General features: G+C 65.4%; 12 protein-coding genes and 2 pseudogenes. 1 reads left to right on the plus strand and 13 read right to left on the minus strand.

Going from position 1 to position 13,901, the window contains the following annotated elements:
• Nucleotides 1-454 (minus strand): annotated as a pseudogene (locus RHODMAR_RS18265) (signal recognition particle-docking protein FtsY); the annotation flags it as partial.
• A gap of 102 nt (nucleotides 455-556) precedes the next feature.
• Between RHODMAR_RS18265 and RHODMAR_RS18270 the strand changes: the two are divergent.
• On the plus strand, nucleotides 557-1,189 hold the full coding sequence (locus RHODMAR_RS18270; protein ID WP_008717335.1) for an MSMEG_1061 family FMN-dependent PPOX-type flavoprotein: 633 nt from the start codon (nucleotides 557-559) through the stop codon (nucleotides 1,187-1,189).
• A 4-nt stretch (nucleotides 1,190-1,193) separates the two neighbouring features.
• Here RHODMAR_RS18270 and smc read toward each other — a convergent pair whose 3' ends face one another.
• The 12 genes and pseudogenes from smc to RHODMAR_RS29165 form a co-directional block, all read right to left on the minus strand.
• Nucleotides 1,194-4,862, minus strand: a complete 3,669-nt coding sequence (smc, locus tag RHODMAR_RS18275) for a chromosome segregation protein SMC (protein WP_008717336.1) — start codon at nucleotides 4,860-4,862, stop codon at nucleotides 1,194-1,196.
• 64 nt (nucleotides 4,863-4,926) lie between these two features.
• Nucleotides 4,927-5,202, minus strand: a complete 276-nt coding sequence (locus RHODMAR_RS18280; protein WP_042939817.1) for an acylphosphatase — start codon at nucleotides 5,200-5,202, stop codon at nucleotides 4,927-4,929.
• Nucleotides 5,203-5,242: 40 nt separating this feature from the next.
• Entirely contained in the window at nucleotides 5,243-5,671 is a 429-nt protein-coding gene (locus RHODMAR_RS18285) for an OsmC family protein (protein WP_008717337.1), read from the minus strand.
• Nucleotides 5,672-5,682: 11 nt separating this feature from the next.
• Nucleotides 5,683-6,564: a bifunctional DNA-formamidopyrimidine glycosylase/DNA-(apurinic or apyrimidinic site) lyase gene (mutM, locus tag RHODMAR_RS18290; protein ID WP_008717338.1), complete on the minus strand. Its 882-nt coding sequence runs from the start codon at nucleotides 6,562-6,564 to the stop codon at nucleotides 5,683-5,685.
• Nucleotides 6,564-7,346: a ribonuclease III gene (gene rnc, locus RHODMAR_RS18295; protein ID WP_008717339.1), complete on the minus strand. Its 783-nt coding sequence runs from the start codon at nucleotides 7,344-7,346 to the stop codon at nucleotides 6,564-6,566. The genes mutM and rnc overlap by 1 nt, the downstream gene beginning before the upstream one ends.
• Nucleotides 7,347-7,372: 26 nt before the next feature.
• Nucleotides 7,373-7,555: a 50S ribosomal protein L32 gene (gene rpmF / locus RHODMAR_RS27645; RefSeq protein ID WP_008717347.1), complete on the minus strand. Its 183-nt coding sequence runs from the start codon at nucleotides 7,553-7,555 to the stop codon at nucleotides 7,373-7,375.
• Nucleotides 7,556-8,164: a YceD family protein gene (locus tag RHODMAR_RS18300; protein ID WP_008717374.1), complete on the minus strand. Its 609-nt coding sequence runs from the start codon at nucleotides 8,162-8,164 to the stop codon at nucleotides 7,556-7,558.
• Nucleotides 8,165-8,255: 91 nt separating this feature from the next.
• A complete protein-coding gene (locus tag RHODMAR_RS18305; RefSeq protein ID WP_042939818.1) occupies nucleotides 8,256-9,044 on the minus strand; it encodes a DivIVA domain-containing protein in 789 nt (262 codons plus the stop codon).
• A 135-nt stretch (nucleotides 9,045-9,179) separates the two neighbouring features.
• On the minus strand, nucleotides 9,180-9,683 hold the full coding sequence (gene coaD / locus RHODMAR_RS18310; protein ID WP_008717376.1) for a pantetheine-phosphate adenylyltransferase: 504 nt from the start codon (nucleotides 9,681-9,683) through the stop codon (nucleotides 9,180-9,182).
• Between the two features lie 13 nt (nucleotides 9,684-9,696).
• Nucleotides 9,697-10,263: a 16S rRNA (guanine(966)-N(2))-methyltransferase RsmD gene (gene rsmD, locus RHODMAR_RS18315; RefSeq protein WP_008717378.1), complete on the minus strand. Its 567-nt coding sequence runs from the start codon at nucleotides 10,261-10,263 to the stop codon at nucleotides 9,697-9,699.
• The gene (locus RHODMAR_RS18320) at nucleotides 10,260-13,676 is read right to left on the minus strand and encodes a pyruvate carboxylase (protein WP_008717380.1); all 3,417 of its coding nucleotides are present in this window, start codon (nucleotides 13,674-13,676) and stop codon (nucleotides 10,260-10,262) included. The genes rsmD and RHODMAR_RS18320 overlap by 4 nt, the downstream gene beginning before the upstream one ends.
• 45 nt (nucleotides 13,677-13,721) lie before the next feature.
• Nucleotides 13,722-13,901, minus strand: a pseudogene (locus RHODMAR_RS29165) (hypothetical protein); the annotation flags it as partial.

Here is a 13,901-nt window from a genome sequence, read left to right on the forward strand (position 1 = left end):
CCGGCTCGGGCGCAGCCGGCTCGGGCGCAGGCGGCGCGGGCGTAACCGGCTCGGGCGCAACCGGCTCGGGCGCCGGCGTCTCGGTCGCCGGAACGTCGGGCTCGGACCGTTCGGTGTCCGGCTCCGTCGACGAGGGCACAACGGGAGTGGGAGCAACGGGAGTGGGATCGACCGGCGTGGGATCGACCGGCGTGGGATCGACCGGCGTGGGATCGACCGGCCTGGGGGCAGGCGGAACAACGGGATCTGCTGTTGCTGTGCCCTGGCTGAAGGAGAAGCCGCTGCCCGCGGTGTATCCACCGGATCTGTCCTTGGTGGGCGCTTCCTCGATCCGCGCAGCCTCGGCCGACTTGAGGGACACTCTCCGCCGACGGGACAGCACCAGCCCGACGACCAGAACGACGAGCAGGACGGCAGCGATCGCCGCGACGATGATCCACGCTTGGTTACTCACGCAGACCATCCTCTCAGGTGGTCACGGCAGTTCGTCACCGGTGGTGCGCTGCACGAGAAATTCACTTCTCGCGCGTCGAGTCCTACCGATACCATGCCGGTCATGGAGTGGACGACGGTGCGCGACGCCGACCGATTGACGGAGATGTTCGGCGAGCCGAGCTTCCGAGCGGCCAACAAGGATCGGCGCACTCTGCACGAGCTCGACGTGCAGTGGCTCGCCGCCTCACCGTTCTGCCTCGTGGGAACCTCGGACGCGAGCGGACGATGCGACGTCTCCCCCAAGGGCGATCCGCCCGGCAGCCTGGTTCATGTCCTCGACGACGCCACGATCGCACTCGCCGAACGGCCGGGCAACCACCGAATGGACGGCTACCGCAACATTCTGGAGAACCCGTTCGTCGGGCTGAACTTCTTCGTTCCCGGCCGCGGCGACACACTGCGCATCAACGGTCGCGCATCGCTGGTCACCGACGCACCGTTCTTCGACGAGCTGCAGGTGAAGGGTCACCGCCCGATCATGTGCCTGGTCGTCGACATCGAGCAGGTGTTCCACCACTGCGCCAAGGCGTTCATGCGGTCGAAGCTGTGGCAGCCGGAGACCTGGGATGCCGAGACCCTTCCCGACGTCGCCACACTGACGAAAGCAATGGTCCCGCAGGCACCCGAGACGGTGGAGGAACTACGCGAGTTCTACGGACCGTCCTACACCGATCAGCTGTACCGGAAGCAGTAGGCCGTCAGGGCCGGTCCTCGGAGTCGGTGTTCGGTTCGGTGGCGACCGGCGTCGCGTCGGGCTCGGTTGCGTCCACCGCGACGCGTTGTCGGTTCAGACGCTGTGAGATGACCGTGGTGATGCCGTCGCCGCGCATGCTCACGCCGTAGAGCGCGTCGGCGACTTCCATCGTCGGCTTCTGGTGCGTGATGACGATCAACTGCGATTTCTCGCGAAGTTGCTCGAACAGGCCGATCAGTCGACGCAGGTTGGTGTCGTCGAGGGCGGCCTCGACCTCGTCCATGACGTAGAACGGTGACGGCCTGGCACGGAAGATGGCCACCAGCATGGCCACCGCGGTCAGCGATTTCTCGCCGCCCGAGAGCAGCGACAGTCGTTTGACCTTCTTGCCCGGCGGCCGAGCCTCCACTTCGATTCCCGTGGTGAGCATGTCCGACGGGTCGGTCAGGATCAACCGTCCTTCGCCGCCGGGAAACAGCTTGGCGAACACTCCGGTGAATTCTCGTTCGACGTCGAGCCAGGCCTCGGTGAAGACCTGCAGAATGCGATCGTCGACGTCGGCGACCACTCCCAGCAGATCCTTGCGCGCGGACTTGACGTCCTCGAGCTGGGTGGACAGGAAGTTGTAGCGCTCTTCGAGGGCTGCGAACTCCTCGAGTGCCAGCGGGTTCACCTTGCCGAGCGTGGCGAGATCACGTTCGGCGCGCTTGGCCCGCTGCTCCTGGGCGGCGCGCTCGAACGGCATCGGCGCGGGGGCCACCACCTGCTCACCGCGCTCTTTGGCTGCCTCGTACTCCGCCATTTCCAGTTCGGTCGGGGGTAACGCCACGTCGGGCCCGTACTCGGCCACCAGATCGTCCAGACCGATACCGTGCTGTTCGAGAATCGTGGACTCGAGTTGTTCGATTCGCAGCGCAGCCTGTGCGCGGGCAACCTCGTCCCGGTGCACGGCGTCGGTAATCGACGCAAGCTGGCCCTGCAAGGCTCGAACTTGCTCCTTCACCTTGTCGAGTTCGACTGTGCGCGTGGCCCGTTCGGCGGACAGCTCGTCTCGCCTTCGGGCCGCAGCAGCAACGATATCGGCGAGCCGCTCGGCTATCTGCTCCCCCGATTCACCGACCGCGGCGGCCACGGCAGCCGCGTGCCGACGGGCGGCGCTCTCGCGTTCGGCTCGTGCCCTGGCCTCGCGTTCGGCGCGCGCCGCCCGGCGCAGCGAATCTGCTCGGCCTCGCACCGACTGTGCGCGCTCTTCGGCCGTCCGCACGTTCAGCCTCGCTTCGACCTCCACCGCGCGCACTTCGGTCAGTGCTGCTGCCGCCATCTCCCGTTCCATGGTGGTTGCTGCGTCGCCGCTCTCACCGTCCCCCGCGAAACCGGACTGCTCGTCCTCGGCCGCCCGCACACTGTCTTCGAGCTCGGCCAGACGCATGATGGCTTCCTCGCGGCTCGCCTCGGCCGCGCTGCGCTGCGTCGTCAGTCGCGCGGACTCGGCGTGCGCCGAACGTGCCAGCTGGCCCAGTCGGCCCAACTGCTCGTACACCGCGGCCATTGCAGCATCGGATTCGTTGAGAGCGGCAAGGGCCTGCTCCGCCGACTCGCGCCGGTCCCGCTGCTCCGCCAAAGCGCCCGACAGCGCCGCATCGAGTTCCTCCGAGCGGCGTACGGCGGCTGCCAACTCGACGGTCGACGTGTCGATTGCCGACTGCACCTCGAGGGTGCTGGGACGACGGTCCGATCCGCCGGTGACCCAGCCTGGCTCGACGACATCGCCGTCTTTTGTCACCGCACGCAGGTCGCCGGAACCGGACACGAGCCGGTGCGCATCGTCGAGCGAGTCGACAGCAACCACACCGTCGAGCAACGCCGCCATCGCCCCGGCCAACCTGTCCGGATAACCGACGAGGTCCAGCACCCACCGCGCACCACTCGGTAGCCCGGCACGTGAATTTGCTTGCACTGCAACAGAACTGCTGTGCACAATGGAGGCTCGGCCACCGTCGGCCGCACGTAGCGCCAGCACCGCGTCGCGTGCGGCGCCGAAGGAATCGGCATGTGCTGCGTCGGCCGCGGGACCCATGGCCACAGCCACCGCGATCTCGTACCCCGGCTCCACCGTGAGATGCCCGGCGAGCAGACCGGACAGTCCTTCCTGTTGGTTTTCCACCAACCAGCCGGCACCGTCCTTGCGTTCGAGGCCCATCGTGAGCGCCTCGATCCGGGCTTCGAACGACGCCACCTTCTTGCCCGCGATACGTTCCTCGGCCTGCAATTCCGATACTCGTGCGTCAGCGTGTCGCAAGGCGGCCACTGCCCGCTCGTAGTGCGTGTCGAGGCTGAGCTCGCTCGCGTCGAGAGTGCCGATCCGATCCTGCACGCTCTCGAACTCGTGCTGGGAAGATTCGCCGCGTTCACGGGCCTCGTCGATGGCCACCGACAGTCGAGCGACCTCGGCGTCGATCGACTCGACCTTGGTCCGGAAAGTGTCCACCCGACCGGACAGGCGCGCGAACCCTTCACGGCGATCGGCGACGGCGCGTACGGCAGCGAGGTGGGCGCGCTCGGCGGCCGAGGCGGCAGCTTCACGCTCGGCGAGCTGCTCGCGTGCTGCCTCGAGGGTCTCGCGAGCCATCTCGACGGCCTCGACGAGTTCCATTTCTTCCTCGGCGACTCGCTCGGCCTGTGCTTCGAGCTCGTCCGGGTCCTGTCCCCGACCGGCGGATTGGACGGCGTCGAGGTGCCGGGCCCTCTCGTGCGCGATACGTACCGTCGCGTTCACGCGTTCGGCCAGCGCAGAGAGACGAAACCAGGTCTGACCTGCCGCTTCTGCACTTGGGGTCAGCCGTGCGACGGCTTGCTCGTGTTCCCCGAGCGCTACGGTCCCGGCTTCGAGGGCGTCCTGCACCATTGCGTACTGCTCGCGCGCGGCTTCCTCGTCCTGCGTCTGGTTCGCGAATTCTTCCCGCCTGGCCACCAAGTCGTCGGCTACCAGTCGCAGACGAGCATCCCGTAGATCTGCCTGCACCGTCTGGGCGCGCCGCGCAACCTCGGCCTGTCTGCCCAGTGGCTTGAGCTGACGGCGCAGTTCGGTGGTCAGGTCCGTCAGCCGCGCAAGGTTCGCCTGCATCGCATCGAGCTTGCGAACTGCCTTTTCCTTGCGCTTGCGGTGCTTGAGTACCCCGGCCGCTTCCTCGATGAAGGCCCGTCGATCCTCGGGACGCGATTCCAGGATTGCCGCCAGCCGACCCTGCCCGACGATGACATGCATCTCGCGCCCGATACCGGAGTCACTGAGCAACTCCTGGACGTCCATCAAACGGCACGAGCTGCCGTTGATCTCGTACTCCCCTGCGCCGTCGCGAAACATGCGCCGGGTGATCGATACCTCGGAGTAGTCGATCGGCAGAGCGCCATCGGAGTTGTCGATGGTCAGAGTCACCTCGGCTCGACCCAGGGGTGCCCGACCCGAGGTTCCCGCGAAGATGACATCTTCCATTTTTCCGCCGCGCAACGCCTTGGCACCCTGCTCACCCATCACCCAGGTCAGAGCGTCCACAACGTTGGATTTGCCGGAGCCGTTGGGGCCGACGACGCAGGTGATTCCGGGCTCGAAACGAAGAGTCGTCGCTGAAGCAAAGGACTTGAAGCCCTTGAGCGTCAGACTCTTGAGATACATAGCGTCCGTACTTTACCGGTACAACGCACCGACGTGCACCGAGCCGTCCGCGGGCGACGGCGGGTCAGCGTTCGACGAAGCCCGTCAGGCCGCCGCGGGCACCCTCCCAACTCTCGACCACGAGTGTGACCGCGCCCGGGGTCCGGCCGCCGCGGAGCAAGTCCAGGAGGGCAGTGAGGCGCTCGTGCGGGCCCTCAGCGATGACCAGGACCCGTCCGTCCGTGTGGTTGGTCGCGTGACCGAGCAGGCCGAGCTCCAGCGCGCGCGAGCGAGTCCACCAGCGGAACCCGACTCCCTGAACCTGGCCGTGCACCCACGCCGTCAACCGTTCGTCGGTCATGCCGAACCGAGGACCTGACTCACATCGACTCCGAAATTCATCAGGCGTCCACGTCGATGTCCAGGTTGATCACGGTGCCGGCCTTCAGGGTCCGGCCGACCGTGCACACCTTGTCGATGGCGCGCTCGACGACCGTGAGCAGTCGCTGTTGCGCCTCGGGGTCCATCGCGCCGAGGTCGACCCGAAGAATTTCGTTCAGTTCCGGATACCGCTCGTTCTCCCGATCTGCAGCACCGGAAACCTCGACGGTGGCGGAGTAGTCGTCTCCCAGTCGACGCGAGAGCGGTAGATCCGAGCTCATGCCGGTACACGCTGCGAGCGCGATTTTGAGCAGTTCACCGGGTGTGAAAACGCCGTCGACCGACTCGGAACCGATCAGTACCTCGGCTCCCCGGGAGCTACGACCGGTATAGCGACGGGTGCCTGTGCGCTCGACCCAGAGGTTGGTCGGCGTGCTCTGTTCTACCATGGACAGAAATACTAGGCGGGTGAGATTGTGCTGCGTGCGTGTCGGGGTCGCGGCTGACAGGTGGGGCAGCTGAACGAGGATCTGTTCATGAACTTCTCACGCCTGATCGGGGCCCCGCAGCGCGAGCAGGGCAGACCCTCCTGCCCGTAGGCGTCGAGAGAACGATCGAAATAGCCGGATTGGCCGTTGACGTTGACGTAGAGCGCATCGAACGACGTTCCGCCCTGAGCCAGGGCCTCACCCATCACGGCATGCACCGCGGTGAGCAGTCGCCGCAGCGCGGGCCGCGTCAGCGTCTCGGCAATGCGGTTGCCGTGAATCTTCGCTCGCCACAGCGCCTCGTCGGCGTAGATGTTGCCTACCCCCGAGAGCACGGTCTGATCGAGCAGAGCTCGCTTGATCTCGGTGTGCTTGCCGCGCAACACGTTCACCACCGATTCGGCGTCGAACAGCGGATCGATCGGATCGCGCGCAATGTGTGCGACCGGTTCGGGTACCGGGGTGCCGTCCACCGTCACGATCGGGGCGAGTGCCCAGCCGCCGAAGGTCCTTTGGTCGACGAAGCGAAGATCGGTGCCGTCGTCGAGCCGCGCACGAATCCGCAGGTGCTTCTCATCCGGTGCGGACGGCGGCTGCACCAGCATCTGTCCACTCATGCCGAGGTGCACGACGGTTGCGAAGTCGCCGGGCTCCATCACCAGCCACAGGTACTTTCCCCGTCGCTGAGCCGAGGAGACTCGCTGGCCCCGCAGCTGGCCGATCAGATCGAGACCGCCGAGGTCGTGTCGCCGCACGGCGCGAGGGTGCAGTACCTCCACCGAACGCACCGTCTTACCCACCACGTGAGATTCCAGACCGAGCCGGACAACCTCGACCTCGGGCAGTTCGGGCATCAGGAAGGTTCGGGTGACGACTCGACCGGAACGGCGGTGTCGTTGTTCGACAGCGCATTCCACGCCAAGCTGGCCGCCTTCTGCTCGGCTTCCTTCTTCGATCGCCCGACGCCGACGCCCAAAGGAGATTCGCCGACCAACACGGTGGCGGTGAATTCTTTGTCATGGTCCGGCCCAGTGGACTCGATCGCATACGCGGGAACGCCGAGTGCGCGTTCTGCAGTCAATTCCTGCAAGCTCGTCTTCCAGTCCAGACCGGCACCGAGTTTGGGGGCGCGATCGAGCAATCCTGCGAAGAGGGTCAGAACCACGGTCCGGGCGACGTCGATCCCGTGGTGCAAGTGGATAGCACCCAGCAGCGATTCCATCCCGTCGGCGAGGATGCTCGGCTTGTCACGTCCACCGGTCTGCTCCTCCCCCTTGCCCAGCAACAGGTGACGACCCAGACCACCGTCGCCGAGACCACGCGCAACCTCGGCCAGGGCATGCATGTTGACCACACTGGCCCGAATCTTGGCCAGTTGACCTTCCGACTTGGTGGGATGCACCACGTAGAGATGTTCGGTGACCGCTAGGCCGAGCACCGAATCGCCCAGGAACTCGAGGCGCTCGTTGGTCGGCAGACCACCGTGCTCGTACGCGAAGGATCGATGGGTCAAAGCCAGGGTCAACAGCGGCTCGGACAAAGACACACCGATAGCGGCGAGGAGCGACTCTCGGTCGTCCCCGCCGCTGACGGGTGTAGAACTATTCTTCTGTGAATCGCCGTTGTGCCGATCCACTACCTCGTTGGTCACGAAAGCGGAGATCAGACCGCTGCGACGACCTGGCGGCCCTTGTAGGTGCCACACGAGGGGCACGCGATGTGGGGCAACGTCTTCTCGCCACAACCGCGGTTGGGGCACGTCACGAGAGTGGGCGCAGTGGCTTTCCACTGTGCACGACGCGACCTCGTGTTGGAACGCGACATTTTGCGCTTCGGGACAGCCACTTACTTCTCCTCGGCTTCGTTGTTCACAAGTTCTGTGCTCGGTTCTGGATCCACGCCAAATTTGGCTGCAAGATCAGCCCAGCGAGGATCAATTGTATCGTGACTGTGGCCGGATTCAGCAATCGCCAGGCGAACGCCGCATTCTGGGCACAATCCCTCGCACTCGTCGCTGCAGACGGGGTGGAGTGGAAGCTCCAGACCCACCGCGTCCACGATGACGGGTTCGAGATCTATCAGGTCGTCGGCGACGCGGTGAATCTCGTCCGCATCGGTGGTCTCCTCGGTGATGCTGTTCGGGTAAGCGAACAGTTCGGTGAGGTAGACGTCGACGTTGCCACTGACCGGATCGAGGCACCGTGTGCACTCCCCGGCAGTGGCAGCTCGAACGGAACCGGTGACGAGAACGCCCTCCGACACCGCCTGCAACTGCAGGTCGAGCGAGACCGGAACACCGGCTTCGATGGCGATCGCATCGAGGCCGATTCGGGAAGGAGCCGGAACCGTCCGCTCGACGGTCTTCGTCGACCCGGGTCGACGACCGAGGTTGAGAATGTCCAGAACGAATCCTTCGTCCACTTCAGGACGGGTCGTTCTCTTGGGCGGGGGCACGGCTGATCTTCCTTACTGTCGATGTGCCTACCGTCGGTAAGCAACCCCACAACGATACGCATGCGTGCATACGAGGGCAAATCGCCGCCGCTCAGTGGCGACTGCGACGACCGTCCTGGCCACCGTATGCGGATTCGCCGTACGGCTCGCTGCCGTATTCGGGGACACCGGAACCGGTTCGAAGTTGCTGACGGCCACGGCCCACCGACCGGATGGTGCCACTGAGGAACTCCTCGAACTCCGCCAGTTTGGTGTCGACGTACACGTCGCACTCGCTGCGCATCCGATCGGATTCGGCGTGGGCAGAATCGATCACCCGAGCCGACTCGGCGTGAGCGGTCTGCACCACCTCGGTCTGCGATACCAATCGGTTCTGTTCGGCGGTGCCGTCGGCAACCGACCGCTCGTACGACGCCTCGCCGGACTCGATCATCCGATCGGCCTCGGTGCGGGCGCGAACGGTGAGGTCCTCGTACTCACGCTGGCCGTCGAGCACCGTTCGCTCGGCTTCTGCCTCGGCATCGGACACGAGCTGCTCGGCGTGGGCCGATGCCTCCGACACCATGCGATCCGCCTGCGCTTTGGCATCGGCGAGAATGCGGTCGGCGGAGTCACGGGCAGTCTCGACGGTGTCCTGCGCTTCGGCGTTGGCGGTGCCGACCGTCTTCTCCGCTGTGGCCCTCGCATCGCCCACGAGCTTGTCTCGATGATCGAGCACGTCCTGTGCATCGTCGAGTTCGCCGGGGATTGCATCCCGAACGTCGTCGAGAAGTTCCAGCACGTCGCCACGTGGGACGACGCATCCGGCCGTCATCGGAACGCCGCGCGCCTCCTCGACAATGGCGACGAGTTCGTCGAGCGCCTCGAATACGCGGTACACCGGTAACCCCAATCGTCGAATCTGCCACTGCACGTACCGACCGCCGGGCGGCCGAGCCTCACAATGCTGCGCTTCCCAGTCTGCCTGCCCATGCGCATGTCTGCGCTATACCGGCCCGGTGTGTCGCTCCTCGAACTAGTCCGCTGCGCGCTGGTCGGCTGCCCGCTCGGCGATACGAGACATCAATCGTTCCTGCACGAACGGCGGGAGCATGCCGGTCACGTCTCCCCCGAAAGTCGCGACCTCCTTGACCAACGAGCTAGACAGGAAGCTGTGCGCGGGATTCGCCGGCAGGAACAGCGTGTCGACACCGGCCAACGTTCGATTCATCTGCGCCATCTGCAATTCGTAATCGAAGTCGTTGGCACTGCGCAGTCCCTTGACTATCGCCGAAAAGCCTTCTTGCCGAGCGTAATCGACCAGCAGTCCGTACCAGGAACCGATTCTGACGTTGGGCAGATGCTCGGTCGCGACCTCGAGCATCTCGATACGCTCGTCGATACTGAACATGCCCTTCTTGCTCTTGTTCACCATCACCGTCACCACCACCTCGTCGAACGCAGCCGCGGCACGCTCGAAGATGTCGAGATGACCGTTGGTCACCGGGTCGAAGGATCCAGGGCACAGTGCGCCAGTCATGCCCGAGAACCTATCAGCCGATCTCGGCCTTGCAGACCGCGATCTCGATTCGACTCTCCCCGTACTTCTTCGACTTCTCCGCCACCAATCCGGTCGGCCACTCGGTCTCCGGCGAGCGCGAAGACCGCTCGAGCACGACCACTGCGTCGGGCGCCAGCCATCCCCCGGTGACGAGCCTGTCCAGCAGTCCGCCGACCGCACTGTCGGTGACGGCATACGGCGGGTCGGCGAGCACCAGGTCGTAGGCAGCATCTGCCGCCCCTGCCAGCACCGAGGCCACCGGCGCACATCTGACCGACGCGCCGGGCAAACCCACCGAATCGATGTTCTTTCGCACCACCGCTGCCGCTCGAGCGTCCGACTCGACCAACACGGCCGACGACGCTCCGCGCGAGAGCGCCTCGAGTCCCAGTGCCCCCGATCCAGCGAACAGGTCCAGTACCGCTGCACCGTCCAAATCCATCCGACTCTCGAGCGAGCTGAACAACGCCTCCCGTACCCGCTCGGAGGTGGGGCGGGTGCCCTGGCCCGGTACCGACAACCGTCGACCTCCGGCCGCACCCGCCACGATCCGTGTCATTCGCTCCCGGCCTCTTCGCCCGTCGACCCCCCACCGATGACGACGAGAAGATCGCCACCCTCGACTTGCTGAACACCCGAGATCGCCAGCCGGGTCACCGAGCCTCCGCGCGGAGCGGTGATCGCGGCCTCCATTTTCATCGCCTCGATCGTGGCGATGGTGTCGCCGGCCGAGATCTTCTGTCCCTCTTCGACCGACAGCGTGACCACGCCGGCGAACGGTGCCGGGATGTGACCGGAGTTCGAGCGGTCCGCCTTCTCGACGGTCGGCACCTCGCTCGAGATGGATCGATCACGCACCGAGACCGGCCGCAACTGCCCGTTGAGAATGCACATGACGGTGCGCATACCCCGCTCGTCCGGATCGGAGATCGCTTCGAGACCGATGAGCAGCTCGACTCCCTTCTCCAGCATGACTCGATGCTCGTCACCTTGACGCAGACCGTAGAAGAACTGATTCGCCGACAGCCGCGTCGTATCGCCGTACTTCTCACGGTGCGCAGCCAATTCGGCTGTGGGACCGGGAAACAGCAGCCGGTTGAGAGTCGCTTGACGCTGCGCCGACGTGCCGTCGAGGCTCTTCTCGTCTTCCTCGGTCAACGGCGTGACCGGCTTGCCGGCACCGCGCCCCTCGAGAGCCTTGGTCCGCAACGGTTCCGGCCACCCGCCCGCCGGGGTTCCCAGATCCCCGCGCAGGAATCCGATCACCGAATCCGGTATGTCGTAGCGGCTGGGATCCTCGGCGAATTCTGCCGCGGATGCTCCGGCACCGACCAGAGCCAGAGCCAAGTCGCCGACCACCTTCGAGCTCGGCGTCACCTTGGTCAGGCGACCGAGCATGCGATCTGCCGCAGCATAATTCGCCTCGACCGTCTCGAAGCGGTCACCGAGTCCCAGCGAAATGGCCTGCTGCCGAAGGTTCGAGAGCTGACCACCGGGAATTTCGTGGGTGTAGACGCGGCCCGTCGGTGCCGGCAACCCGGACTCGAACGGCGCGTACACCTTTCGCACCGCTTCCCAGTACGGCTCCAGGTCGCACACGGCCCGAAGATCGAGGCCGGTGTCCCGCTCTGTGTGCGCCGCCGCTGCGACGATCGCCGACAGCGCAGGCTGACTGGTTGTTCCTGCCATCGCTGCACTGGCACCGTCGACGGCGTCGGCACCGGCCTCCCACGCTGCCAGGTACGTGGCCAGCTGACCGCCGGGTGTGTCGTGGGTGTGTACGTGCACGGGCAGATCGAAGTTCGACCGTAGCGCCGTCACCAACGTCTTGGCCGCGGGAGCGCGGAGCAGACCGGCCATGTCCTTGATGGCAAGCACGTGCGCACCTGCCTCGACCATCTGCTCGGCCAACTTCAGGTAGTAGTCGAGGGTGTACAGGTTCTCGTTCGGGTCCGAGAGGTCGCCGGTGTAGCTCAGTGCCACTTCGGCCAGCGCAGTACCGGTTTCGCGCACCGCATCGATGGCGGGCCGCATCTGGTCCACGTTGTTGAGGGCATCGAAGATGCGGAAGATGTCGATTCCGGTGTCGGTGGCCTCGGCGACGAAACTACGGGTCACCTTCTCCGGATACGGGGTGTAGCCGACGGTGTTCCTACCGCGCAACAACATTTGAATTGCGATGTTGGGCACTGCCTCTCGAAGGCTCGCCAGCCTCTCCCACGGATCCTCGTGCAGGAATCGCAGTGCCACGTCGTAGGTGGCACCGCCCCATGCCTCGATGGAGAGCAACTGCGGCGTCGTGCGCGCCACGTACGGGGCGACGCCGAGCAATCCGCTCGTGCGTACTCGTGTCGCCAGCAGAGACTGGTGCGCATCCCTGAAGGTCGTGTCGGTGACACCGAGTGCTCGCTGATTACGCAACTCTCGAGCGAAACCCTCGGGGCCCAGCGCGAGCAGCCGCTGACGCGAACCGTCCGGAATAGGTGCGGAGAAGTCGACCGCAGGAAGCTTGTCGTGCGGGTACACCGAGGACGGACGGTCACCGTGCGGCTTGTTGACCGTCACATCGGCCAGATAGGTGAGGATCTTGGTGCCGCGGTCACCCGAGGAGCGAGAGGTCAGAAGTTCCGGACGCTCCTCGATGAACGAGGTGGTGACTCGACCTGCAGTGAAGTCGGGGTCGACCAGAACAGCTTGCAGGAACGGGATGTTCGTTGCGACACCGCGAATTCTGAACTCCGCCACTGCACGTCGGGCCCGCGCCACCGCAGTGTCGAAGTCACGGCCGCGGCACGTGAGCTTGACGAGCATGGAATCGAAGTACGCGCCGACCTCGGCACCGAGCGTCGTGCCACCGTCCAGGCGCACTCCGGCACCACCCGGGGTGCGGTATGCGGTGATGCGTCCCACGTCGGGCCGGAACCCGTTGGCGGGGTCTTCGGTGGTGATTCGGCACTGCAACGCCGCACCGCGCAGCACGATGTTCTCCTGCTGTAGACCGAGGTCCGCGAGCGTCTCCCCCGAGGCGATACGCAACTGCGACTGCACCAGGTCCACGTCGGTCACTTCTTCGGTGACGGTGTGCTCCACCTGAATTCGCGGATTCATCTCGATGAAGACGTGATTGCCGCGGGTGTCGAGCAGGAACTCGACGGTACCTGCGCACGAGTAGTTGATCTGCTTGGCGAAGGCTACGGCGTCGGCGCAGATTCTCTCGCGCAGTTCTGCGGGTAGGTTCGGTGCCGGAGCCAGCTCGATGACTTTCTGGTGCCGACGCTGAACGCTGCAGTCTCGCTCGAAGAGGTGCACCACATTGCCCTCGCCGTCGGCGAGTATCTGAACCTCGATATGTCGAGGATCGATCACGGCCTGCTCGAGGAACACAGTCGGATCACCGAACGCCGACTCTGCTTCGCGTGCAGCGGCTTCGATGGACTCACGGAGCTGGGCTGGTTCGGCCACTCGGCGCATACCGCGGCCCCCGCCGCCGGCCACCGCCTTGACGAACAATGGGAAGGTCATCGACTCCGACGCTGCGACGAGCTCGTCGATATCCGCCGAGGGCTCCGACGACGCGAGAACCGGAAGGCCTGCAGCCTTCGCCGCCGCGATGGCCCGTGCCTTGTTACCGGTCAGCTCCAACACATCCGCGGACGGCCCGACGAAGGTGATGCCGGCCTCGGCGCACGCAGCGGCCAGATCCGGGTTCTCGGAAAGGAATCCGTATCCCGGGTAGACCGCATCGGCACCGCTGCGCTGGGCGGCGGCCACGATTTCGTCGACCGAGAGGTACGCGCGAACGGGGTGGCCCTTCTCCCCGATCTGATACGCCTCGTCGGCCTTCGTCCGGTGCACCGAGTTCCGATCCTCGAACGGGAAGACCGCAACGGTCGAGGCACCGAGTTCGTAGGAAGCGCGGAAGGCACGGATAGCGATCTCACCGCGGTTGGCAACCAAAACTTTGGAGAACATTGACTCAACGTACCCGGCAGCGTGAGCCCCCGAGGTGTACTGATCTCACGATGCGGGACGAATTGCTCGATTCCGCCGACTGAAACGGTGCAGTGCGTCCCGACGGCCTTCCCCGGTCGTTCCTGCAGGCTCCACTCCTGCTCCCCCGGTCGTTCCTGCAGGCTCCACTCCTGCTCCCCCGGTCGTTCCTGCAGGCTCCACTCCTGCTCCCCCGGTGTTCCTGCA

This window comes from Rhodococcus sp. AW25M09 (assembly GCF_000333955.1).
Classification (GTDB): domain Bacteria; phylum Actinomycetota; class Actinomycetes; order Mycobacteriales; family Mycobacteriaceae; genus Rhodococcoides.

What these genes read in the sequence shown, in the direction of transcription:
- coaD (WP_008717376.1), bottom strand. Translation starts at nt 9,683, where the DNA reads ATGACTGGCGCACTGTGCCCTGGATCCTTCGACCCGGTGACCAACGGT.
- RHODMAR_RS18280 (WP_042939817.1), bottom strand. Translation starts at nt 5,202, where the DNA reads ATGACCGACGAACGGTTGACGGCGTGGGTGCACGGCCAGGTTCAGGGA.
- rsmD (WP_008717378.1), bottom strand. Translation starts at nt 10,263, where the DNA reads ATGACACGGATCGTGGCGGGTGCGGCCGGAGGTCGACGGTTGTCGGTA.
- smc (WP_008717336.1), bottom strand. Translation starts at nt 4,862, where the DNA reads ATGTATCTCAAGAGTCTGACGCTCAAGGGCTTCAAGTCCTTTGCTTCA.
- RHODMAR_RS18320 (WP_008717380.1), bottom strand. Translation starts at nt 13,676, where the DNA reads ATGTTCTCCAAAGTTTTGGTTGCCAACCGCGGTGAGATCGCTATCCGT.
- RHODMAR_RS18285 (WP_008717337.1), bottom strand. Translation starts at nt 5,671, where the DNA reads ATGGTAGAACAGAGCACGCCGACCAACCTCTGGGTCGAGCGCACAGGC.
- mutM (WP_008717338.1), bottom strand. Translation starts at nt 6,564, where the DNA reads ATGCCCGAACTGCCCGAGGTCGAGGTTGTCCGGCTCGGTCTGGAATCT.
- RHODMAR_RS18270 (WP_008717335.1), top strand. Translation starts at nt 557, where the DNA reads ATGGAGTGGACGACGGTGCGCGACGCCGACCGATTGACGGAGATGTTC.